Source organism: Chryseobacterium sp. YR221 (genome assembly GCF_900176315.1).
In the GTDB taxonomy this organism is placed as follows: Bacteria; Bacteroidota; Bacteroidia; order Flavobacteriales; family Weeksellaceae; genus Chryseobacterium; species Chryseobacterium rhizosphaerae.
Window position 1 is genome coordinate 265,842 of record NZ_FWXM01000003.1, and the last position, 23,706, is coordinate 289,547.

The following is a 23,706-nucleotide window of genomic DNA, read 5'->3' on the forward strand; positions in this document are numbered from 1 at the left end:
CTCTTCAACAATAAAAACGCCCCAAATGAAAGAAATACTACAATACCTTTTTAATCATAATACGTTATCAAAATCTGAGGCAAAAGCTACTATGATTGAAATTGCCCAGAATAAATTCAATGCTGCAGAAGTGACTGCCTTTGTCAGCGTTTTCCTGATGCGTAATATTACCTTAAAGGAGTTGGAGGGGTTTAGAGAAGCTCTCTTACAAATGGCCGTTCCTGTCCATATAGAAGCCCATGACGCTATCGATATTGTAGGAACAGGAGGTGACGGAAAAAACACAATCAATATATCAACATTGGCCAGCTTTGTAGTGGCCGGAGCCGGGCAGAAGGTAACAAAACATGGAAATTATGGTGCTTCAACCACTACAGGCTCATCCAATGTACTGGAAGAACTTGGATATGAGTTTAAAAATAATTCAGATCAGCTGAATGAAGACCTTGAAAAGGCCAATATCTGTTTTTTACATGCTCCTTACTTCCACCCTGCCCTTCAATCTGTTGGACTATTGAGAAAATCATTGGGATTGAGAACTTTTTTCAATCTTCTGGGCCCTTTGGTAAATCCTGCCAAACCTCAATATTCTGTCATTGGAGTATACAATCTGGAAATTGCAAGAATATATCAGTATCTCCTACAAAAAGAAGATCGTGATTTCATGCTCGTTCACGGATTAGATGGTTACGATGAGATCAGCCTGACTGATGACACTAAGATTATCACTAAAAATGGTGAAAGCATCTATTCTGCAGCAGATTTAGGTTTTAGCCCGGTAACACTGGAAAATATTAAGGCGGGTGAGACAACTCAGGAAACGGCAAAAATTTTCAGAAATATCCTGGAAGGTAAAGGTACAGAACAACAGAATTCCGTAGTGCTGGCCAATGCTTCCGTATCGCTTCATCATACCAATAAGTTTGGATCTTATGAAGACTGTCTTCTTTTGGCTAAAGAAAGTTTGGAAGGCGGAAAAGCACTGAAGAGTTTTGAACTTTTAATGAGCTAACAGTTATAAAGCAGTTTAAGAACCATTGTAATTTCTATTATTAAAAAAACAAAAATGACTATACTGGATAAAATTATTGAAAGGAAAAAAGAAGAGATTGCTGCTGCAAAATCAGGAATTTCCGTTAATCGCTTAAAAGAGGCCGAGTTTTTTGGAAGAAAGACGTATTCTCTGAAAGAATCTGTAAAAAATAAAAACGGAATTATTGCTGAATTTAAAAGGCAATCTCCCTCAAAAGGAATTATCAATAATAGTATTTCTCCTTTACATGTAGTTTCTGCCTATGAAAATTTCGGGGCGAGTGGAATTTCTATCCTTACAGATAAAGATTTTTTCGGAGGCGACCTCAGTGATATTCTGACCGTAAGAAATCAGATCAACATCCCTATTTTGAGGAAAGATTTTATGGTTGATGAGTATCAGTTCTACGAAGCAAAAAGCATTGGAGCGGATGTTGTTTTGCTGATTGCATCCTGTCTTTCAACCAGTCAGGTCCAGGAGTTCACAGAATTGGCTCATGAGCTTGGTCTGGAGGTTTTGCTGGAAATTCACACTGAGGAAGAGTTGAAACATTTCCATTCAAATATTGATCTGGTAGGAATTAATAACCGAAATTTGAAAGATTTCAAAGTTGATTTGCAACATTCCGTACAGTTAAAAAATTTACTTCCAAAAGGCGTTTTATCTGTCGCTGAAAGCGGCATTTACAACCTTGAAGATTTCACCTATTTAAAAGAAAAAGGATTTGATGCCTTCCTGATGGGTGAATATTTTATGAAGAATCCTGATCCTGCAAAAGCATTTGAAGAGTTCAGCATTGAAATCAGCCAGTAAGGCTATTTGAGAATCTGAGAATAAATGAGTAACAACAAAATATATACTGAATGAACCTGCACCCTCACCTCAAAGTATGTGGCTTAACAAAAACTGAACAGATCCAGGAGCTGATTGGTATGAAAGCAGATTTTCTCGGCTTTATATTTTATGAAAAATCCCCGAGATATGTGCTGAATCATCTGGGTCTTCAAGATATTGCAAACATTGAACATTCAGGAAAAACGGGTGTTTTTGTGAATGAAACAATTGATCAAATTGTAGAAATAGCTGAGAAAGCTCACTTAAACTACATCCAGCTTCACGGCGATGAAAACCAGGACTTCACCATTGAATTGAGAAAAAAATTAAGTCTGGAAATTAAAATCATTAAAGTCATAAGAATTGGTCATGACGCTGCAGAAAACAGGAATAAAATACAGCAGATCATCAATTCTCCACTCTCCACTCTCAATTATTTGCTATTTGATACCGACAGCAAAGCCTTTGGAGGAACTGGAAAACAGTTCGACTGGATAGTATTGAATGCATTTAAAATCCCTCTTCCTTATTTTTTAAGTGGTGGTATTTCGGAAGAAAATATAGAAAATATTAAATTTCTGCATCAAAAACCTTTTGCCCTAGACATCAATTCAAAGTTTGAAATTGAACCCGGCAATAAAGATATCAACAGGATTAAACGATTCCAATCAATATTACACAAGAAAGAATCCCAACGGGACAAATTACTATAGAATTGGGATGAAAATAATATTACAATTATGAAGTATCAGATAAAACAAGCAGAAGAATTGACGGAAACTGAAATAGAACACATTCTTCAGCTTTGGGATGTTCCTGTGTGGAGCAGTATGAAACCTTCCTATTTCCGAACTTTCTTTAAAGACTCAGAATTTCATCTTCTATTGGATACCGATGAATCTATACTGGCTGTTATCCGTAATAATTTTGATTTTACATTGGAAATATCCGGAGAACAAATTACCTTCACAGAGGCTGTAGGGCTTGTTTCAGCTCATAAGAAAAAAGGTTATGGAGCCAGGCTTGTTCAGTATTTTAAAGATAATGCCAATCAAAGAAATATGGAGACCATTGGATTCTGTCACGAGGAACTCCGTCCTTTTTACCAGAAATGCGATATTGAAATTCTATATGATAAAGCAAAATCAATCAAAGAGAATGAGAATTCGGAATGGGTTAATTCTGAAGACGATGACATTTTAATTTTTAATATTTCAAAAGAAAGAAAGGAACAGCTCAGCCAGCTGAGTGCAGAGAATACTGCTTATTTAATTACTAAAGAATAAAGATATGAATTATAAAAACCCCGATGAAAACGGATATTATGGAGAATTTGGAGGAGCTTTTATCCCTGAAATGCTCTATCCGAATGTAGATGAACTGCAAAAACACTATCTTGAAATTATTGAGTCTGAAGATTTTCAGAGTGAATATCAGGATTTGCTTACCCATTATGTAGGAAGGGCTACCCCACTTTATTTTGCAAAAAATTTAAGTAAAAAATACAATACTCAGATTTATTTAAAAAGAGAAGATCTGAACCATACCGGAGCTCATAAAATCAATAATGCTTTAGGACAGGTTTTACTTGCCAAACGTTTGGGAAAAACAAGGATTATTGCTGAAACCGGAGCGGGACAGCATGGCGTTGCTACAGCTACCGCCTGTGCACTTCTTGGTCTTGAGTGTATTGTTTATATGGGAGAAATAGATATTCAGAGACAGGCTCCCAATGTTGCCAGGATGAAGATGCTTGGTGCAGAGGTTATTGCAGCTACATCAGGCTCAAAGACACTGAAAGATGCCGTGAATGAAGCCTTAAGAGACTGGATCAATAATCCTGTAACGACACATTATGTAATCGGAAGTGTAGTGGGACCTCATCCTTTTCCGGATCTTGTGGCAAGGTTTCAGAGTATTATTTCAAAAGAAATTAAGGAGCAGCTTAAGGAGAAGATCGGAAGGGAGAATCCCGATTATGTAATTGCCTGCGTGGGAGGAGGCAGTAATGCTGCCGGAACTTTTTATCATTTTGTAGAAGAAAAAGAGGTAAAAATCATTGCTGCCGAAGCCGGAGGTTTAGGAGTGGATTCAGGAAAATCTGCTGCCACCACCTTTTTAGGAACTTTGGGAGTTCTTCATGGAAGCAAAAGTCTGGTAATGCAAACTGCAGACGGGCAGGTCATAGAACCCCATTCTATCTCTGCCGGACTTGATTACCCGGGAATCGGACCTTTCCATGCTCATTTGTTTCAGGAAAAAAGAGCAGAGTTTTTTAGCATCAATGATGATGAAGCTTTACAATCTGCTTTTGCCCTTACCAAGTTGGAAGGTATTATTCCTGCTTTGGAAAGCTCCCATGCTTTAGCTGTTTTGGACAAGAAAAGATTTAATGAAAATGACATTGTTGTTATTTGTCTGAGTGGCCGTGGAGACAAGGATATGGAAACGTATTTGAAAAATCTGTAAAATGTCTGGTGTAGAATGTACTTATTCTACTTTAATACAATAAGAAATGAAAAAATTAAATATATACTTCACAGCAGGAATTCCACAACTGGAAGATACTCCTGAAATTATAAAATTAATTCAGAATTCCGGAGCGGATATGATTGAAATCGGAATGCCTTATTCTGATCCGGTAGCAGATGGGCCCGTAATTCAGCAGGCCCATGAGCTTGCTTTGCAAAACGGAATGACCATTGAAAAGCTTTTTTCCCAGTTAAAAACCATAAAAGAAGACCTAAAGATTCCCATTATTTTGATGGGATACATTAATCCTGTCTTAAGCTTTGGATTTGAAAAATTCTGTAAAGAGTGTTCAGAAAGTGGGGTCTCAGGACTTATTCTGCCAGATCTTCCTCCTATTGAATTTGAAAAAAACTATCAGCATATTTTAGAGAAATACCATCTCAATTTCACCTTTCTGGTTACCCCGGAAACGTCTGACGAGAGAATTCTCTATTTAGATTCTTTAAGTTCAGGATTCCTATATGCGGTAAGTTCTTCCTCTACGACCGGAAATGAAAATGCTGTTGTAAAGAATGATAATTATCTGGCAAGATTAGCTTCCCTTCCTCTTACAAATCCTGTTATGATCGGCTTCGGAATCAAGTCAAAGGAAGATTTTGAAAATGTGACTGAAAAAGCAGATGGCGGGATCATTGGAACAGCCTTTGTGAATATATTATTACAGCATAAAGACTGGACGAAAAAAGCTATAGATTTTATCCATTCCATAAAAGACTAAAATTCACTAAATTTGTATGTCTAAAAATTGAAATGAATACAAATCAAAATAAAGCAGTAGAGTTTGAAGATTTAGGGGTCAAAGAATACCAACCCGCCTGGGATTATCAGGAAACACTGATGAAGAGTATTATTGATACCAAGATAAAAAACCGTGATCTTCCTGCAGAGCAGCATATTACTACGCCCAACCACCTTCTTTTTGTAGAACATCCCCATGTGTATACTTTAGGAAAAAGCGGCCATGAAGAAAACATGCTTGCCGGTATTGATAAACTGAAAGAAATAGAAGCGACTTACGTGAAAACAAACCGTGGAGGAGATATTACCTATCATGGATACGGGCAGGTCGTTGGTTATCCGGTTCTGGATCTTGAAAATTTCTTTACGGATATTCACTTATATATGAGAAACCTGGAAGAGGTTATTATCAGAACTATTGCAGAATATGGCCTTAAGGGAGAACGTTCTCAAGGTGAAACCGGAGTATGGCTGGATGTAGGAAAACCTTATGCAAGAAAAATGTGTGCTATGGGAGTGAAAGCTTCCCGATGGGTAACTCTGCATGGTTTTGCTTTGAATGTCAATACGGATATGCGGTATTTTGAATACATTATTCCATGTGGAATTAAAGATAAGCAGGTAACTTCTCTAAAAAGAGAACTTGAAAGAGAACTGACACCGGAAGAGGTGGAGGAACTGAAAGCAAAGATCAGAAAACATTTTGCTGATGTTTTTCAAGCTGAATTGATCTATAAATAACGATTAAAAAAACATAAACTCCCTATCCATTGCAACGGGAGAAAACCTAATCCAGTTTCAAAATATTGAGACTGGATTTTTTCTGAAAATAAACAAAAGAATAGCACATTTTAAAATTCATGAAAATCTATATTTTAAACTATATGATTATTAATATACGCCTATTTAAGCTTAATGCTTGGGTTTAAAAATAAATATTTTATATTTTTTTGAAATTTTTACAAAAATAATTTGGTGACGTTTTATTTTTTTTTACTTTTAATATCACTTTAAAGTGAACTAATTTCACGATAAAGAACAAATTTTTAACCACCAAATTTATGAGAATTATGAAAAAATTTTTGCTATCAATGATGGTATTTGTATCAGTACTGTCATTCAATTCCTGTTCGGATGCGAACGCAAATCAGGAAAACATGAGTTCGAAAGAGTCTAAAGAAATTGCTCTGAAAGACTTCGGAAGAACTGTCCCGGTAGGGATACAAAAAGAAAACGGGAAATTTAAAGTATCATTTATCATTACTGCTCAGCCTTTTGAAATTCAGGACAGCAAGGAAAATGAAAACTATATTTCCATGATCAGAAAAGCTGTAGCTGATGAAACTCCAATTCATGTCTTTTTAAAGCCTAATAGTCATGAAATTGCAAAAGTAGATAAAGCAACAGAGGAAGATGTCCGTTATTTCAAATCTGTTTTAACGAAAGATGTCCAGGTAGAAGCAAGGAGATTAACCAGTGTCATTCCTAATTTGGCTACTTTAAACAGTTTATTTACCCAAATTAAAAATCAGGCATGCGGAACTTCTACTGCTTCTTCCCCTTGTATCACTTTCAGATATCCTGTAGACGGTTGCTATGCAAGAGCTCACAAAATGAGACAAATACTGATCAATGCAGGTTATGATTGTGAAAAACAATTCGTCTATGGTAACCTGAGAGCTTCTACAGGTACCTGCTGTGTATCATGGGTATACCATGTTGCTATCCTTGTAAGCTTTAAAAATGCTTCCGGAGTGGTAGAAAAAAGAATTATAGATCCTTCTTTATTCTCCAGCGGCCCAGTAACTGATACGGCATGGAGAGCTGCCTGCACGAATACGTCTTGTGGATCTGCTTCTGTTTCATCTTTTGCCAATACTGCAGGAAATGTTTATTACAGAAGCCCATCCGGTTCTTTACTGTATGACAATAATTATGTGAATACCAATTGCGTATTGAACATATTCTCATCTTTATCAGGATGTTCTCCTTCTCCTGCACCTAATGTAGGAGGTTGTGGATTCTAACTAACTTTTATATAGCTCCTGCACTTATTTTACATACATTGCAGGAGCTTTTACTTAATACATTTTGCTATGAAAGCCTGGACCTATATATTATTACTTTTTATTATGATTACATCCTGTTCCGGTAATGCCAGTTCACAGAACCTAACCTGGTATAATAACTCAACGATTTCAAGTATTATCGAAGATCCGGACAAGCCGAACGATCTTGTACGTGTAGCCATCGGAATAAGTGCTCAGGTATTTTACCTCTCAAAAAAATCACCGGAATACAAAGTTCTGATGGAAAAGCTGAATCAGAGCTATAAAAATGGGAAAGCATTTGATATCGGTATTGAAAATAATACGAATATCATCAAACAGGTCAAAGAGGTCAAATAATCTACGGGCTATCTTATGACAGAAATCCCGGCATCTACCTTGATCTCTGCTCCATGGATATAGGAAGCCTCTTCCGAAGCAAGGAATAAAACCACATTGGCAATCTCTGCCGGCTCTCCCTGCCTTTTAAAAGGGATGGTAGGAATAATATCCCGGACGGCTCCTTCTATTTGCCCGGCAGTTAATCCTGTATTATTAAAAATATTGGTTTTGATATGTCCCGGGCTTACTCCGTTGACCCTAATACCACGTTCTGTAAGTTCTACAGCAAATGTTTTAATAAAAGACTGAGTTGCCGATTTTGCTGCAGAATACACTGAGAAATTGGGCATAGCAATATCTGTAGCTACTGAGGTATTAAAAATAACCGAACCTCCCCTTTTCATCAACGGCAATATCTGCTGAACGGTAAAGAAAGGACCTTTGACCAATACATTGAAAAGCTCATCAAACTGGTTTTCATCTACATATTCAACAGGAGCAAATTTTCCATAGCCAGCATTGGCAAAAATGATATCAATATGGTCTGTATATTTTCGGACCTCTTGCTGTACATTCATCAGATCCTTCATATTCCCAGCATTGGATACAATTCCAAAAGCATTCTCTCCTAGCTTAGCCAAGGCACTCTTTACAGTTTCATCTGTTCGCCCGGTAATAATTACCGTCCCACCTTCTTCTATAAATTTTTCGGCTGTGGCCAATCCCATTCCATTGGTACCTCCTGTAACTAAAGCTGTTTTGTTTTTAAATCTCTGCATTGTTTTTTGTTTAAAATGATAGGACAAAGATTGGAATATCACCGCTTTGAAAAAATCCGAATCTTGCTTAAAATCAAATTAATCCCATACTTTCCTTCAATTTAAAATTGACGACAATAAAATTTTTCAAAATTAAATTGCACACAATTTAAATTGTTGTATATTTGCAGTGTTAATTTGTTCAATTTAAAATTTCACGAACAGATAGCAAGTAAGTATTTAATTTAAAAACATAAGAAATGTCATTAATAGAAAATTTAAACTGGAGACATGCTGTAAAAGCATATGACCCAACCAAAAAAGTATCGGAACAAGACTTAAACACAATTTTAGAATCAGCAAGACTGGCTCCTACTTCGTCAGGGCTACAGCCTTTCCGAATTATTGTAGTGGAAAGCCAGGAATTGAAAGAGAAAATGGTAGCCGGAGCTTTAAACCCTGAGGTAATGAGAGATTCTTCTCATGTTTTGGTTTTTGCAGCATGGGATAGCTATTCTAATGAGAAAATAGATAAAGTATATGATCATCATACAGATGTAAGAGATCTTCCAAGAGGACGTTTTGGAAGTTATACAGATAAAATTAAAGAAATGTATGGAGCTCAGACTCCTGAAGAACATTTTGCACATACTGCCCGTCAGACTTATATTGCTTTGGGAATAGCCCTTGCACAGGCAGCAGAACTTAAAATCGACAGTACTCCTGCAGAGGGATTCAGCAATGAGGTAGTAGATGAAGTATTGGGATTAAAAGAATTAGGATTGAAAAGTGTAAGTCTTTTATACCTTGGATACCGTGACGAAGCAAACGACTGGTTGTCTTCTATGAAAAAAGTCCGTGTTCCAATGGATGAATTTATCATAAAAAAGTAATACCTTCATCGAATCTTTCGTACCCGAAAATCATGGAAAATTTAAAAACACCTAAACTAGAAAACCAGATCTGCTTTCCGCTATATGTCATTGCCAAAGAGATTACCGGTCTTTACCGTCCTTTTCTTGATGAGCTGGACATAACGTACTCTCAATATCTTGTTATGATGGTATTGTGGGATAGTGACGGACTTACCGTAACGCATATCGGAGAAAAGCTATTTCTGGACAGTGGTACTTTAACTCCTCTTCTCAAAAGACTTGAGACTAAGGGGTTCATTACAAGAAAAAGAAAAAAGGAGGACGAAAGAGTGGTTGAAGTATTTTTAGCTGAAGCTGGCAAACAATTACAGCAAAAGGCCTGTGCAATTCCGGGGAAAATCCAGGAAAAAATTGGGATACAGCCTGAAGAGCTGTTAGAACTTAAAGACACAGTCTTAAAAATATTAAAGAAAATAGAAAAATAAATGAAAACATTATATACAACAAAAGTCACTGCCCAAGGCGGAAGAAATGGCCACGTACAAAGTGAAAATGGAGTTTTAGATCTTGAGGTAAGAATGCCTAAAGCTTTAGGAGGAGCCAATGACGACTTTACCAATCCTGAAATGCTGTTTGCTGCCGGATACTCTGCATGTTTTGACAGCGCACTCAACAGAGTGATCAGTTTGGCAAAAGTAAAAACCGGTGAAACCACTGTTGCTGCTCAGGTGAGCATAGGACAGATTGAAAACGGAGGTTTTGGACTTGCTGTAGAACTGGATGTTAATATTCCGGGAGTTTCTATGGAAGAAGCACAATCATTAACGGATAAGGCACACCAGATTTGCCCTTACTCTAATGCTACCAGAAACAATATTGAGGTTAAGCTTTCAGTGACCAATAACGACTAATCCAATTTTTTTAAGCATAGTTATAGCGAAAGGAGCTGTTTTATTTCTAAAACAGCTCCTTTTTATTTTTTATCAGATCAACATAGATCATTCTACATTTTTAAAATGCATCCAGATAATCAGATAATATTGAAACAGCCCATACTTTGTGATCTTAGGGTAATCATTAGTGCAATTTGTGTTTTCTTAAACGCAAAGAAAAATAATACGATGGATAAGAAAGTGAGCAAAATATGAATCGATTCCTCGATTTGACTAAACGAGCTTCCTCGCAGCTGCACTCATCACTTACCTTCTGTTCAAATCACTTTTCTGATACGCTTCTACCTTTTTATAAGAATCATTCTTTTCTTTTTCTTTTTTATCTGAAATCAGGATTCCGAAAAGATGGTCGATCTCATGCTGGAAAATGACCGCGGTAAATCCTTCTACTATCTCAGAATATTTTTGCCCTTTTAAATCCACATATTCCAATTGAATAACCTTGCTTCGGTAAAACTGGTCTCTGAAATCAGGAATCGATAAATCTCCTTCAGGTCCAAGATTTTGAAGATCAGATCTCCATACAATCACCGGATTGATAAAATATTCCAGGGGTGTTCCTTCTTTATCAAAACGTTGTACCCAGATTATCCTTCTATTAATTCCAACCTGCGGTGCAGCAATTCCTACTCCGCCATCCGTAGACAGGAGAGATTCTTTCATCCTTTTTACCAAAACCGCCGTATTAGGATCTGTAGGATTGATTTCTGCAGAAAAGCTCAACAATGTTTTATGCTGATGGGCATCTGTAGTTTGGTATATGGGAAGTGCTGCATTGATATCACCCTGATTGATAAGGGAAACTTCATTGGGGGATAATGTTTGTGCTTGTAGCAGCCCTACACAAAATACAACTAAAATGGTCAGTTTTTTCATATGGATTGAATGTGATACAAAGGTAAATAATGTAATCTTAAGTTTTGGCTAAAGCCATTGGAATCTGTATATAAAAAAACGGGCTAAAGCCCGTTTCTATTCATATTTTTTCCGGTTGTATAAATTAAAACCTTACACAATAGACATTCCGCAGGAATCTAAATCACGTTTTAATTTTTCAAGCTGGATTCACAAAGACTCTGATTAAATCCTTACGATTTGCCAGAAATTAAAAAGTCTTCGTCATATCACTTGGAATGATCAGATTAAAATCTGTCGGGACATATTCTTTTTCGGGAACTTTAAGCTCCGGATTTTCAGATTCAAATACTGAAATCACCGCCATTTTCAGATTCGGGTTCTTCTGCTTGATATACCAATAAATTCCGCCAAACTCTTTGCTGTGATAGTTTCCGTTATAATGGATAAAGGTTTTTCCGGCCTGAAAGTTTTTCAGAATAGATTCCGCCATTGTAGCATCTTTTGTAGCCTGTGCCGAAATAAAATTCATCACTTTGGTTCCTTCAGCATGATCGCCCATCATCGCTTTCATCTCCTGATATCCCGGAGTATCCAGTGTTACTTTAATAGGTAACTGAGCAATATACGTTTTCTCTTTTTCACTGAGTTTATTCAAAGACTCTAGTCCTTCTTTTGCGGTCTGGGAAGCATATCTTCTTGGAATATTCGTCGCCACAAAATTCAGTTTTTTGTTCTTAGCAAAATCAACCAAAGGTTTGTAGTCTGTTGCGTAGTTATTCCATAAACGGGCTGAGTCTTTGAATGTTTTAGCATCAAATTTTCCATTTAAATATTGGTTGAGCTGAGATTGGTTGTCTCTTTCAAACATTTCAGCACCTAAAATAAGCTGTCCCTTTTTCTTTTCAAACAGAGCTTCTGTAATTTTCAGCTGTAGCCAGTGATTGATAGAACTGTTATGGTTCTCACCAAAGAACACCACATCATAATCTGCCAGTTCTTTGACTATTTTATCGGTCTTTACCTCCTTTCCTTTTTTATCATAAAACTGATATGCTTTAAAATCCTGTGCACTAAGTGTACAGAACCCTGAAAGCAAAATCGCCATAAGAATATTCTTCATTTTATATATTTAACCACAAATTACACAAATATTTTGGCAGAAAGAATCGTAAAAAAGTAAATTTGAAAACCCACTTATTTTGCATTCTCCTCGTGCTGCCAAAACTCAAAATGAAAAGACCGCTTTGAATCTTACAAAACAAAACGGCCCATTCAAATCATCTAATTATTACTTTTCTAATTCTGCAACAAGGTCTTTCCATTCTTGTAATTCTGGAATCCCCGGTTTTCTTTTTCCAAAGAACTGAACGATAAAATCTCCGTCTGCATTGAATACTTCAATTGCTGTTACCTCACCGTCTTCAGTTGGTTTTTTCACGATCCATGCTTCTGCAATCTTCGTTACATCAAGGTGCAGGTTGAAATCAGGGTCCATTACATTGAACCATTGCTGATGCCAAAGGGTTTTCTTCACATTTCCGGTGTGGATCTGGATAATTCCTCTGTTTCCTACAAATGCCATGATAGGAGTGTTTTTTTCAGAAGCATCTTCAAGAACATTTACCACTTTAGCGTTATCAATTTTTTTGGTAAATCCTTCCGGAGCCAATCGTAAAGCCTGTGTTCTGCTTACCCCGAATTTTCTTGTCATCATAAAGAAATCGTGAGTATCTTTTAATTCTGTCCATGCTTTTTTAAATCCGTCCACATCAATTTCTGCGTCAGCTTTTTCTGCCTGTTTCGGAGCTACTGCTTCAAATACAAAAGCCTGATTCTGATCTTCAGCTTTGAATTTTTCAACAATAGCCTCAAAAGCTGAGTCATTACTATCTTTAGTCAAATAGATTTTGTGCAATGCCAATCCATCTTTACCAAAGAACTGAAGGCTTTTTTTATCTCCTTCCACTACTGCAAAAGCAAATTTCCAGTGGTTCAGGAAAATTCTAAGATCAATATCTTCACCTACAAAAAGCTGTGCGTGCGGGCTGCTGAAATCACCATTCAGATAAGTTCCTTTTCTTTCATGAACACATTCATCATTACGGGTAAGAGCCATTACTTTCCCCAGCTGGCCGGCTTCTGTCAGAATACCTGGAAATTCAGGTTTCAAAACAGTTACTCCTTCACCTACACCGGTTGCTAATAATTCTGCCTCACTTACTCCCAATTGAGCGGCTGCATTTCTTATTCTTACATGTGGATTTTCTGCTTTCAGAGCCTCCCATTTTTCCTTTAAGTCATTAACTATTGTGCTCATTTATTTATTTTTTTATGGTTAAAACTGTATAAATTCTCTGTATTGTTTCTTCTCCTGTTTTGCTTTTTATCTCTTCTTCTCTTTCAGAAGTTTTCATTCTTTTAAAATGGCTTTGGGATATCAATTCTTCCATCTCTGCATTATTATAGAGCGTGAAATCATAAGCCGTAAACGGTAACTTTTCCATGAAATCTTTTTGTGCAAACGTAAGAACAAAGGTTCCGTCGTCTTTTAAAACTCTGTAGATCTCATTTAAAAATGCGACAGGATTCTCCCAAAAGTATACGGTATTGACTGTAAATATTTTATTAAAAGTTTCATCTTTAAAAGGAAGTATACTGCCTTCATACAAAACAAAATCTGCCTGATTTCCAAACGCTTCATTGAGTCTTCGGGCTTCCTGATGCATTGTTTCAGAAATATCTATTCCTGTATATCTTATATTTTGGGCTAAGCCTATAATAGTCTTCAGGTGTGCTGCATTTCCGTGTCCTATTTCAAGAATATGTTCATCATCTTCTATCACAAGTGCTTTAATGCTTTCCAGGGTCATCCCTATATTGGTAGCATTCATCATTTCACCGATTTCAATGCCTTTTTCACCTTGAGGATTGGCAAGGTTATGGGCGAGGATTTTTAATTCTTCTTTTTCCATGGTTATCCAAAAATGATCATTGGGTTATTAGTAATGGGATGTTCGCAGATGGTACATGGGAAATTATAGGCATTACTTATATTTTCAGCCGTAAAAACTTCCTGAGGTGTTCCATACGCAGAAACTCTTCCTGATTTCATCAGTAAAATTTTATCTGCAAATTGTGCAGCAAGGTTCAGGTCATGTAAAACAACAATCGCACTATTGGCTTTTTGTGTGAATTTTTTGATAATATCCAACGCTTTATACTGGTGTTTTATATCCAAATTATTCAGCGGTTCATCCAGAAACATCAGTGTATGGGCAATTTCATTTTGAAGCTGAGCCATCACACGGGAAAGGTGTACCCGTTGTTTTTCTCCTCCGGAAAGCGTATTATATTCCCTGTCTTTAAGGTGAAAAACATCTGTTTCGTACATCATATTATTCATCGCTTCAAGGTCTTCCTTCCCGGGTTGGGAATCAAAATAGGGATATCTCCCCATCATCACAACATCTTTTACTTCCAGGGGAATATCATTGCTGTTGTGTTGGGAAAATTTGGCTTTATGTTTAGAAAGTTCTTTTACATTCCATTCGCTGATGGGTTTGTCTTTAAATAAGACTTTTTGTTTTCCGGTTCTCACCTCATCTGCCAAAACACTTAGCAAACTGGACTTTCCGGCTCCATTTGGACCTACAATTGCCAGAAATTCTCCGTATTCCAGAGAGACATCTACTCCATCCAGGATATGAAAATCTTTATGCTTATAATTAATCTGATGGGCCTTGATCATTAGAGTGCTTTTTTAAATTTAACTAAAATAGCGATAAAAATAGGGCCTCCCATTAAAGCGGTAAGGATTCCTATCGGCAGTTCTGAAGGTGCTACAATACTTCTGCTGAAGGTATCTGCCGTTAAAAGCAGAATACTTCCACATAGGGCTGATAATGGCAGAATAAATGCATAATTGGATTTGAATAAAAGTCTCAAAATATAAGGGACAATAAGCCCCACAAATCCAATGGTTCCTGAAAATGCAACGCATGTTCCCACCATTAAAGCTACAATAATAATAATCTGCTTTTTCAGCCTTTCTACATTGATACCCAAATGCTGTGCATCTTTTTCTCCCAGCATCATTGCATTGAAAGCTTTTCCTTTTGGAAGCAGAATAATGTAAGCTATGATTAAAACAACTCCCAAAATAATATTCTTCGTCCAGGTAGCTGCCGCCAGACTTCCTAAGTTCCAGAATGTCAAATCCCTCAGCTGTTCATCTTTTGAAATATAGATCAGGAATCCGGTAATGGAGAATCCAATTGCCGTAATGGCAACTCCTGTCAACAGCATCATCACCACGTTGGTTTTTCCTCCGCTTGTTGAAATCCTGTACACCAACATCATTGATAAAAAAGATCCTATAAAAGCCGAGATTCCTACCAGTGAGAATTGTACAGCCTCAGGAAGATATTCTTTGAAATGCCCTCCTAAAACAATTGCAATTGCTGCCAATAGTGTCGCTCCCGATGTAAGTCCTATTAAATCTCCCGTCGCCAGAGGATTCTTAAACAGCCCCTGCAGGCTTGTTCCTGAAACCGACAACATGCTTCCTATTAAAATAGCCATAATAATTCTGGCTGCCCGTACATCCCAAACCACATATTTATCACTTAAAGATAAATTGGGGTCTCCTTTTATAAACTGCCACAGTACTTTGAATGCGGAATTTCCGCCAAAGTCATAGACTCCTGTATTAAGTGACAGTACTGCTATAATAACAAGCAGTACTGCACTTATAGTAAGATAAAAGTATAGTTTACTTTGTGTTCTCAATTAAAAGTTTATTTAATCCAACTGCTGCTTCTCCTAGTCTCGGTCCAAAACCTGAAACTAAACCTCCGTCCATTGCAATGATCTTTTTATTTTTCCCTGCATTGGTTTGGGATACTCCCGGCATCTTAAGTGCACCTTCGTTTCCTCCTGCTCCCTGTAAACCTGTTGTAAAGAAAAATAATACATCAGGATTGGCTTTTACCACAGCTTCCGGAGTTAATGGTTTGAAATCTTCAAATTCAGTAACTGCATTTTCTGCTCCTGCAAGGTTGATCAGGGAAGCCATTGGTGTGTTTTTACCTGCTACCATCAGCATGTTTCCTCTCGCGTAGATAAATAATACTTTAGGTTTTTTAGCGATAGGCTGTACCTGTTTCAGATCTGCATCTATTTTATCATTCAGCTTTTGGTAATCTGTATTTCCAATTGCTTTTGCTACTTCTTCGATCAGTTTTTTAGTACCGTCTACCGTGTACTCCTGCTTGAATACTTCTGCTTTGATTCCTGAAGAATTGATTTTCCCCAATAATTCCGGATTGATATCTTTATCAGAAGCCAGAATTAAAGTGGGATTTACCGCCATGATCGGTTCAATAGTCATTGATCTTACATGCCCCAGGTCTTTAGCTGTAGCTTTTAAACTTTCAGGATAAGTACTGGTAACATCAGTTCCCACGATTTCTTTTTCATGCCCTAAAGCACTTACGATCTCGGTGATTCCACCGCTTAATGTTACAATTTTATTATTGCTTTTGGGAGCTTCAGATGAAGCTTCCGTAGTATTTTCTTTTTTAGCTCCTTCTTCTTTTTTGCAAGAATATACTGCTACAAGAACAGAAGCTGCAAGGATGAATTTTTTCATAAGTACAGATTTATTTTTTCTAGGTCTATGCAATTACCATCCTCATCTGCCTTTGTTTACCGGAGAGTTTCGTTAATGGCAATTTCATGATATATGATTATTTGATTTTTTATAATGCTTTATACTGGAACATGGGATGTCCTCTTTCTCCTTTGTCATCGGTAAGCTGTACGAATCTTAGCTTAAAATAAGATCCCGATGCATCTTTAATGATATAAAATACATCTCCTTTTACCTTAGATCCGGAAGGTCCTACTTCTCTCCAGTTTCCTCCAATTACTCTTTGTTCGTTATACACCAGCTTTGAATCATCCACATCAGCTTTTTTAAATTTATTATAAGCTTCTACAGCAGACCCGGAAGCTATTTTCACTTCATAAGCTCCTACCTTAGCAACATTATTGATGGTTACAAAATCTGAATTCACATAGCTTCCTGCCCCCTGAACAATATTGGTAAACACAGAGAAACTGATGTCCCATTTATTTTTCTCAGGCTGAACAGCTACTTCCTTCCCTGTTTTTGAATTGAAGAAAGTAAAGTTATAGGCGTTATTTTTCTTGATGATCACCTCTTTTATTGCGCTGCCAACAGCATTGATATCTCCGTATCGTACTTTGTAATCATTAGCCTGTCTTGTCACCTGTATTTTCATCCAGCCTCTTTCATCTCCTCCTGCAATGGTAGATCCCACAGCAATGCTTCCTTTATAGATTTCTTTCCCCAAATTCACAAGATAAACTGCATTTTTAGCAGGATCAGCATCGATTTCTGCTATCGCAGTTTGACTGGAAGGATAGTTCCCTTTCACATCGTCAATATAAATGGTATTTTCAGTATCAAAGTTGGCAACCTGTACTACCTCTTTTAGACTGCTTACATCAGATTCTTTCACAGATGCAATGTCTGCAACATTGGGAATTTTAGCCGCAGCCATCATGATGGATGTATTTAAAACCACTTTAAATTCAGTCCCTGAATAAAATGCAAGATCCCAGTCTGTCCGGCTGTTTACCGTCTGTCTTGGCTGTCCTTCCTGATCTACATCACTAAAATCTATCCATACCTGATTCGGCTGTGCAGAGCCTCTTACATCCGGTTTTACAGATACTCCCTCTGAAGGAACTACAGGTACCGGATCTTCGTTATCATTGATGCAGGACTGTGATACAAATGACACTCCCAGCATAAGATAAAATAGTATTTTTTTCATTTTTAGAATTTTAAAAATTGTAGCTTAATCTGGCCAGATAGCTTCTGCCATAGAAAAGATTAATATTCGGATCTGCAGCCTCATGTGTATTTCCCGGAAGTGTTGTATCCCTTATGGCAGATACATCAAAAATATTCTTTACTCCCAGGCTTAGTTCCAGTTGGTTCTTGAAAAAAGGCTGCGTAACAATGAAATTCATCATATGGAAATCATCTCTTTCTCCAATTCTGTATTCAGGATTCTTCAGGTCAGATGATAATACAAACTCCTGAGTTTTTCCGGTGTATTTATAGAATAGTGAAAGTGTAGTATTGATATTCGGAACAGTATAATTCACCACTGCATTAGCTTCCAGTGTATAGAAGAAATCGTTGGGTGAAACTGCATCTCCGTCTTTTAACTGCTTAGCAATGCCATAGTATGCTACATTGGCAGCTAAAGCAAGCTGATTTTTCTGTGCTCTGAAATTGGCTTCAAATAAATAGGATTCATATTTATTCAGGTTAAGGTACTGGTATTTCAAAGGCTGTCTGCTTACTGTTACAGACTCTATTCTATCCTTCACATGAAGATAAGTAGCACTCGCTCCTACCCCTAAATTCCAGCCTGAATTTGTAGCAATCTTTTTTTCTCCGTTTACGGAAACGGTCATTCCCTGTTCCGGTGTAAGGTTTTCGTTCCCTCTGATATCATGATTACTGTCTACCATATAGGTATAGAGCTCATCAAAATTCGGGAATCGGTTGGCACTTCCTACGACCAATCTGAAATTATCATTTTCAGTTGCTTTCACTCTGGCAGTCAATGAATAATTATGTTGGGCATCAAACTTATCACTCAGTGCAAGGCGATATCCCGGACGTAATGATAACCAATCTGTTGCATTCCATTCGATGGACATAAAATTGGCATAGTTAAATATCTTTCTTTTTATATTATCCGTTCCCTGAAAGGTTCCTGCAATATTTCCTGCATATCCGGAAGTGTGATCCAACTCATATCCTAACTGGAAATCAATCTTTTTACTGTCTAAAAAGTTACTGAATACCCCTCTTGAATAGAAAACATCTGCTTTATTATACGACTGGTAGGCCACTTTGTCGCCAATTACCTTTCTGTTAGGAATATCGTATTTGAAATCTCTGTATTTTCTGTCCTGAGTTTGGTAAGAAAAATCTCCGGTATAGTTTACCGCGCCCAGTTTGGTTTGCACGTTAAGCTGGTGCAGATATCGGGTGGTCAGATAATCTCTGTCATTAGAGAAGTACGTTCTGTCGGTGACACTGTAAAAATGTTCTCCTACCGTTGGATTATAATAGTTTAGTTTTTCATTGACAAAACCAAATTTGTAAAAAATAGAGGTTTTATTTTTACTGTATCTAACAATTCCGTCTACATTCAGAACGTCCTTAGGCTGCCATAGGTATCCTCTTTTCCCGTCCTGTTCAAAATATTTATATCCTTCCTGAGTTCCTCTGAACCCCTGAAAATCATTATGATTGATATTGGCTCCTACATACCAGTGATCATTGATATTGTATCCTACATTCAAAGTCTGGATATGTCTTCCTTCTCCTTTTTTCTTGAAATCATACTCTTTTCCCACTGTTTCTTCCTGTACAGAAGCGTTCAGGGTTAAGGGTTTCTGACTGTTTTTCTTGGTGATGATATTAATAACTCCGGCAACAGCATTGCTTCCATAATCAACACCCATTGAGCCTCTTACAACCTCTATTCTTTCAACATTATTGATATTAAGCTTGGTAAGGTCTATATTATTTCCAAGACCTATGTCTCCTACAACAGGAATATTGTCTATCAGTACTTTAGTGTACTCTCCTCCAAGTCCCATTAAATTGGCTGTAGAGTTTCCTGATTGACGATCAGAAATAATCAGTACATTCAAACTTTGGTTAAGAACATCTGCCACATTGGTAGCTGCCATATTCTTAATCTGTTCCGCATTAATAACTTCAACTTTATATATAGATTTATTAATAGACTGTTGTGTATATTGTCCCGTAACGACAACTTCTTCTATTTTTTTCTGTTTAAGAGAATCCTGCTGCTGTGCACTCACCAAAAAAATGGCTGACAGAGATAGTATTGAAAGCACTTTCTTCTTCATAAAGGCAAAAAATTTTCGACAAATATAAGGCTTTATTTAGAATAGTTAAAAATAATTATATATTTTTGTGGAATAATTCTAAATAAAAATAATGTTATGAAGTTACAATTACTTTTAGGAACTTTAGTGTTAACAGCAGCTACAGCGAATGCTCAGTTAGCCACTATTAATGAAAACTTCGATACTTTCGTTGCGGGTCCTGCAGGTCCTGCTGCGGCATGGCCACAAAAAAACTGGAATAGAGTTCAAAATGCGACGGATGGTCCATGGGTATATGCAGCCGGAACAACCAATAAGACAGTTCAATATTATAGCTTCAGTTCAGCCAATACGGCGGGTTATCTGATCTCTCCACAGATTGTGGCTCCGGATGGAACAAAAACAGTTACCTTTATTGCAGCACTTACTTCAGGATCAGCATCCGGTGCTACAGGAACTATAGAAGTTGGGCTAGTTAACAGTACTTCTGATATGTCATCATTTACTCCGATAGCGCCTGTCATCAGCTTAAACCCAACGAATACGCAGTATTCTTTACCGGTACCGGCTTCTTCCAATCAGTATGTCGCTTTTAAAATTATCGGAAGTGCCATGCACACGGCTATTCAGATGGATGATGTGATCTACAACAATGCAACGCTTGCTGTGACGGAAAATACAAAATCCAATGACGAAATCAGATTCGCTGTCAACACCAATAATACAGCATTGGAATTTGTGGCAAAAAAAGACCCTAAAAACATACAGATCTACTCTGCTTCAGGTCAAAAAGCAGCGGAAGGAAAATTAGACAGACAAAGTTTTGATATCAGTACACTTCATACCGGGGTATATTATACTATCATTGAAACAGCTGATGGAAAAACCATCAAATCAAAATTCATAAAAAAATAAGGTTTATTAGACTATTACCTTTATAAAGCCGGTGAGAAATAATTCTCACCGGCTTTTTTTATTCCATTGTATCAGTTTCAACCGAAGATTAATAGGGAAACACGATATAAATCATGTTTTTATTTAGACTGATTAAAAATAATTATATATTTTTGTAGAATCATTCTAAATAACGTTATAAAAAATAAGTTATGAAAACAAAACTATTATTGGCTTCAGTATTGGCTCTTTCTGTTCAGCAGACTGTTTTGGCACAAACTGATGCATTGGGATACTCTCAGGTAAATATGACGATGGGAAATCAATATCAAAACCGTGTATTTTTTGATTTTGCAGATGCAAACGTGATTTCTCAACCAGCCAATACCTGGGATATTGCATTTTATAGAAACTCATCCTATGCATTTGGTTCAAGAATTAATGATGCTCTTGACATCCAAGTCTATGCAGTTTCAACCAATTTAGCCGACTGGGATAATATTAACCTGAATAATGAATCTTCGTGGGGTGAACCTCTCTACAACCCGGATCAGACCACTGATATAAGCCAGGGAGCTTTTGAACAGGGGCCTGTGACCCCAACAACTCCAAACCAGATATCAACAGGCTGGGGTCTGTACAACGGTATCACTCACCATATCGATGGAAAAGCAATTTTTGTTTTAAAATATCCTACAGGAGCTTACGTCAAATTTGCTATTGTAGATGCTTACGGCGGATATACTTTTAAATATTCAAAATGGGACGGAAGTGCATGGGGCCCTACGGAAACAAGAACCCTTGCTAATGGAACAGATGACACTTTCTTTAATTATTTTTCATTTAACACAGGGGCTAAAGTTCCCAATATGGAACCATCCAGAAGTGCATGGGATCTGATGTTTACCAAATATTATACATTCTATATGGGGGTTCAGATGTATCCTCTTTCCGGACCTATCCAAAGCCCCAACATCAAAGTGGCAATGGTACAACCTGAGAGTCAGGCAACTTCTGCTTATACAATCCCCGCCACGACGAGCTTCTCTTCCAATATTACAACTATTGGCCACTCATGGAAAGGGATCAGTACCGTGAAGAGTGATGTGGTATATTACATTAAAAAAGGGAGTGACTATTACAGAATGTACTTTGTAACCAATGGAGGAGCAACCACCGGAGATATGTATTTCAAATACAAAAAAGTGACGGCTACCTTAGGAATAACAGAGGTAGGAAAAAAGGCTTCTTTTGGAATTTATCCGAACCCTACTTCAGCTGACAAAAAAGTTACTGTTCTTTTTGATGTCAAAGAAAGAGCCGGCAACAAAGGAAGCGTAGAGGTTTACGATCTTACCGGAAAACAGGTTTATTCATCAGAATTGACCAACCAGACCGGTTTCTATAAACAAGATATTAACTTATCTCACCTTACTTCAGGAAATTACCTTGTAAAAATAACTTATGGTGGTACTACTGAAACGAAAAAACTTATCGTGAAATAATTTATTTTAATACTTTCTATTTTTTCTAATAAAAGGGCGGTTTCAGAATGTTGAAACCGCCTTTTATATTATTAATAGATTTTAAATCCTTTGTATACTTCTGCTGAACTTTCCATCATTCTGGAAGTGTCTCTGCGAAAGTCTAACAGGTGGTCCTGCCCTATATGCCTGTTGTGATGATCAACACTTTCCCAAAGCTCTATCAGGAAGAAAGTTCCTTTGTTATCTTTGTCTTCCACAAGATCATACTGCAGGCAGCCTTCTTCTTTTCTTGTTTCTTTTACAAGCTTCTGAAACAGCTCTACAGCATCCATCAGGTAATTTTCATTAAACTTAAAAAGTGCAATGATATGTAAATTCATTTTTAATTATTTAGTGATGTAAAAGTAAAATATTTTCAAAATCAAATACACTTTTGAGCCTTTTATTTTTCAATACCGGGCCATAAATTTTAACTGAATACTGATTTATAAATAGTTATAGAACTCATCACAATCACCAGCAAGCCTATGAACACAAACATTTTCTTTACAGGAAGCTTTGCCGTAAGCATGGCAGAAAAAGGAGCTGTAATAATCCCGCCTATTAAAAGTCCTAAAATAATGTTCCAGTGCTGGATGCCGAGGGTAAAGAAAAAAGTAACTGCAGCTGTTATCGTCAGTATAAATTTTGCAACCGTAGAACTTCCTACGGCAAATCTTGGAGTGAAAGCATTTTTAATTAATGTTCCTGTTACCAGCGGGCCCCACCCCCCTCCTGCGAAGGAGTCTATGAAACCTCCGATCACTCCAAGTCTTGTCAGATTAGTCTTCTTTTTAAGTGCTTTATTCTGTTTTCCTTTAAAGGCATTGGATAGGATCTGCAGTCCCAGGTAAAGGGTATAAAAGGCAATAAGTGTTTTAGTAATCTTAGCATAATATTCTCCAAGATAGGTTAAACTTACAGCCCCAATGACCGCTCCGATAACAGCAGGGATTGCTAATTTTTTCACCAAAGTCTTACTTACATTTTTGAGTTTAATATGACTTATACTTCCGGCAGCTGTGGTAAAGCTTTCTGCAGAATGTATACTAGCGCTTACAATATGGGGTGGTATCCCCAGAAACATAAGAGTGGTTGTACAGATGACACCATATCCCATTCCCATAGAGCCAGCCACAACTTCAGCAAAAACACCCACCAGAAGCATCCAATAAAAAATGTAATGGTCTTTAGCCAAAATGGCTAAAAGCTCATCGAGATATCCCCATTCATACATTAAAAAACCAGCAGTAAATAATACTGCAAGGGTTACAAAAAGTACATTGAGTCTGATCTGAATTTTTCTTGAAATCACCATATTATAAAATCTTTATAACTTCAACAG

26 protein-coding genes are annotated in these 23,706 nt (G+C 37.1%); 14 read left to right on the forward strand and 12 right to left on the reverse strand.

Annotated elements, in window-relative coordinates; translation table 11 throughout:
* Positions 1-25: 25 nt before the first annotated feature.
* The 9 genes from trpD (at position 26) to B8967_RS10430 (ending at position 7,545) form a co-directional block, all read left to right on the forward strand.
* Complete coding sequence (gene trpD, locus B8967_RS10390) at positions 26-1,012, forward strand: anthranilate phosphoribosyltransferase (protein WP_084086304.1); 987 nt, start codon at positions 26-28, stop codon at positions 1,010-1,012.
* A 54-nt stretch (positions 1,013-1,066) separates the two neighbouring features.
* On the forward strand, positions 1,067-1,846 hold the full coding sequence (gene trpC / locus B8967_RS10395; protein WP_084086043.1) for an indole-3-glycerol phosphate synthase TrpC: 780 nt from the start codon (positions 1,067-1,069) through the stop codon (positions 1,844-1,846).
* A 50-nt stretch (positions 1,847-1,896) separates the two neighbouring features.
* A complete protein-coding gene (locus tag B8967_RS10400) occupies positions 1,897-2,580 on the forward strand; it encodes a phosphoribosylanthranilate isomerase (protein ID WP_084086044.1) in 684 nt (227 codons plus the stop codon).
* A 27-nt stretch (positions 2,581-2,607) separates the two neighbouring features.
* Positions 2,608-3,153 (forward strand): GNAT family N-acetyltransferase, encoded by a 546-nt coding sequence (locus B8967_RS10405; RefSeq protein WP_084086045.1) that lies wholly within the window; start codon positions 2,608-2,610, stop codon positions 3,151-3,153.
* Between the two features lie 4 nt (positions 3,154-3,157).
* Complete coding sequence (trpB, locus tag B8967_RS10410; protein ID WP_084086046.1) at positions 3,158-4,336, forward strand: tryptophan synthase subunit beta; 1,179 nt, start codon at positions 3,158-3,160, stop codon at positions 4,334-4,336.
* A gap of 46 nt (positions 4,337-4,382) precedes the next feature.
* Positions 4,383-5,117, forward strand: coding sequence for a tryptophan synthase subunit alpha (gene trpA / locus B8967_RS10415; protein WP_084086047.1), 735 nt, complete (start codon positions 4,383-4,385; stop codon positions 5,115-5,117).
* 32 nt (positions 5,118-5,149) lie between these two features.
* On the forward strand, positions 5,150-5,878 hold the full coding sequence (lipB, locus tag B8967_RS10420; protein WP_084086048.1) for a lipoyl(octanoyl) transferase LipB: 729 nt from the start codon (positions 5,150-5,152) through the stop codon (positions 5,876-5,878).
* Positions 5,879-6,207: 329 nt separating this feature from the next.
* A complete protein-coding gene (locus tag B8967_RS10425; RefSeq protein WP_179140054.1) occupies positions 6,208-7,164 on the forward strand; it encodes a protein-glutamine glutaminase in 957 nt (318 codons plus the stop codon).
* Between the two features lie 69 nt (positions 7,165-7,233).
* Positions 7,234-7,545, forward strand: a complete 312-nt coding sequence (locus B8967_RS10430; protein WP_084086050.1) for a hypothetical protein — start codon at positions 7,234-7,236, stop codon at positions 7,543-7,545.
* Between the two features lie 8 nt (positions 7,546-7,553).
* On the opposite strand, the gene B8967_RS10435 is transcribed toward B8967_RS10430, so the two are convergent.
* Complete coding sequence (locus tag B8967_RS10435) at positions 7,554-8,306, reverse strand: SDR family oxidoreductase (protein ID WP_084086051.1); 753 nt, start codon at positions 8,304-8,306, stop codon at positions 7,554-7,556.
* Positions 8,307-8,545: 239 nt separating this feature from the next.
* Between B8967_RS10435 and B8967_RS10440 the strand changes: the two genes are divergently transcribed.
* From B8967_RS10440 to B8967_RS10450, 3 genes are read left to right on the forward strand one after another with little or no spacing between them, the layout of a single operon-like run.
* A complete protein-coding gene (locus B8967_RS10440; RefSeq protein WP_084086052.1) occupies positions 8,546-9,178 on the forward strand; it encodes an NAD(P)H-dependent oxidoreductase in 633 nt (210 codons plus the stop codon).
* A gap of 32 nt (positions 9,179-9,210) precedes the next feature.
* Positions 9,211-9,645: a MarR family winged helix-turn-helix transcriptional regulator gene (locus B8967_RS10445; RefSeq protein ID WP_047485522.1), complete on the forward strand. Its 435-nt coding sequence runs from the start codon at positions 9,211-9,213 to the stop codon at positions 9,643-9,645.
* Positions 9,646-10,071 (forward strand): organic hydroperoxide resistance protein, encoded by a 426-nt coding sequence (locus B8967_RS10450; RefSeq protein WP_047485524.1) that lies wholly within the window; start codon positions 9,646-9,648, stop codon positions 10,069-10,071. It begins immediately after the preceding gene.
* A gap of 288 nt (positions 10,072-10,359) precedes the next feature.
* On the opposite strand, the gene B8967_RS10455 is transcribed toward B8967_RS10450, so the two are convergent.
* The 9 genes from B8967_RS10455 to B8967_RS10495 all read right to left on the reverse strand — a co-directional run bounded on the left by B8967_RS10455 (position 10,360) and on the right by B8967_RS10495 (position 19,962).
* Positions 10,360-10,989 carry a peptide deformylase gene (locus B8967_RS10455; protein WP_084086053.1) on the reverse strand — a complete coding sequence of 210 codons (630 nt, stop codon included), beginning with the start codon at positions 10,987-10,989 and terminating at the stop codon, positions 10,360-10,362.
* A 229-nt stretch (positions 10,990-11,218) separates the two neighbouring features.
* Positions 11,219-12,091, reverse strand: coding sequence for a ChaN family lipoprotein (locus tag B8967_RS10460; protein WP_047485528.1), 873 nt, complete (start codon positions 12,089-12,091; stop codon positions 11,219-11,221).
* Between the two features lie 168 nt (positions 12,092-12,259).
* Entirely contained in the window at positions 12,260-13,288 is a 1,029-nt protein-coding gene (locus B8967_RS10465; protein ID WP_047485531.1) for a hemin-degrading factor, read from the reverse strand.
* Between the two features lie 4 nt (positions 13,289-13,292).
* Positions 13,293-13,943: a class I SAM-dependent methyltransferase gene (locus tag B8967_RS10470; protein WP_084086054.1), complete on the reverse strand. Its 651-nt coding sequence runs from the start codon at positions 13,941-13,943 to the stop codon at positions 13,293-13,295.
* Between the two features lie 2 nt (positions 13,944-13,945).
* Positions 13,946-14,719 (reverse strand): heme ABC transporter ATP-binding protein, encoded by a 774-nt coding sequence (locus B8967_RS10475; RefSeq protein WP_084086055.1) that lies wholly within the window; start codon positions 14,717-14,719, stop codon positions 13,946-13,948.
* The gene (locus tag B8967_RS10480) at positions 14,719-15,759 is read right to left on the reverse strand and encodes a FecCD family ABC transporter permease (protein WP_084086056.1); all 1,041 of its coding nucleotides are present in this window, start codon (positions 15,757-15,759) and stop codon (positions 14,719-14,721) included. The genes B8967_RS10475 and B8967_RS10480 overlap by 1 nt, the downstream gene beginning before the upstream one ends.
* Complete coding sequence (locus B8967_RS10485; RefSeq protein WP_047485540.1) at positions 15,743-16,621, reverse strand: heme/hemin ABC transporter substrate-binding protein; 879 nt, start codon at positions 16,619-16,621, stop codon at positions 15,743-15,745. Before B8967_RS10485 ends, B8967_RS10480 begins: the two co-directional genes overlap by 17 nt.
* A 109-nt stretch (positions 16,622-16,730) precedes the next feature.
* Positions 16,731-17,834 carry an HmuY family protein gene (locus B8967_RS10490; protein WP_084086057.1) on the reverse strand — a complete coding sequence of 368 codons (1,104 nt, stop codon included), beginning with the start codon at positions 17,832-17,834 and terminating at the stop codon, positions 16,731-16,733.
* A gap of 10 nt (positions 17,835-17,844) precedes the next feature.
* Positions 17,845-19,962 (reverse strand): TonB-dependent receptor plug domain-containing protein, encoded by a 2,118-nt coding sequence (locus B8967_RS10495; RefSeq protein ID WP_084086058.1) that lies wholly within the window; start codon positions 19,960-19,962, stop codon positions 17,845-17,847.
* 96 nt (positions 19,963-20,058) lie between these two features.
* Between B8967_RS10495 and B8967_RS10500 the strand changes: the two genes are divergently transcribed.
* Together B8967_RS10500 and B8967_RS10505 are read left to right on the forward strand one after the other, a co-directional pair.
* Entirely contained in the window at positions 20,059-20,856 is a 798-nt protein-coding gene (locus B8967_RS10500; RefSeq protein ID WP_084086059.1) for a T9SS type A sorting domain-containing protein, read from the forward strand.
* Positions 20,857-21,047: 191 nt separating this feature from the next.
* Positions 21,048-22,340 (forward strand): T9SS type A sorting domain-containing protein, encoded by a 1,293-nt coding sequence (locus tag B8967_RS10505; protein WP_084086060.1) that lies wholly within the window; start codon positions 21,048-21,050, stop codon positions 22,338-22,340.
* A gap of 71 nt (positions 22,341-22,411) precedes the next feature.
* Here B8967_RS10505 and B8967_RS10510 read toward each other — a convergent pair whose 3' ends face one another.
* Together B8967_RS10510 and B8967_RS10515 are read right to left on the reverse strand one after the other, a co-directional pair.
* Positions 22,412-22,702 (reverse strand): putative quinol monooxygenase, encoded by a 291-nt coding sequence (locus B8967_RS10510; RefSeq protein WP_047485551.1) that lies wholly within the window; start codon positions 22,700-22,702, stop codon positions 22,412-22,414.
* Positions 22,703-22,791: 89 nt separating this feature from the next.
* Positions 22,792-23,679: a sulfite exporter TauE/SafE family protein gene (locus tag B8967_RS10515; protein ID WP_084086061.1), complete on the reverse strand. Its 888-nt coding sequence runs from the start codon at positions 23,677-23,679 to the stop codon at positions 22,792-22,794.
* Between the last annotated feature and the right edge of the window lie 27 nt (positions 23,680-23,706).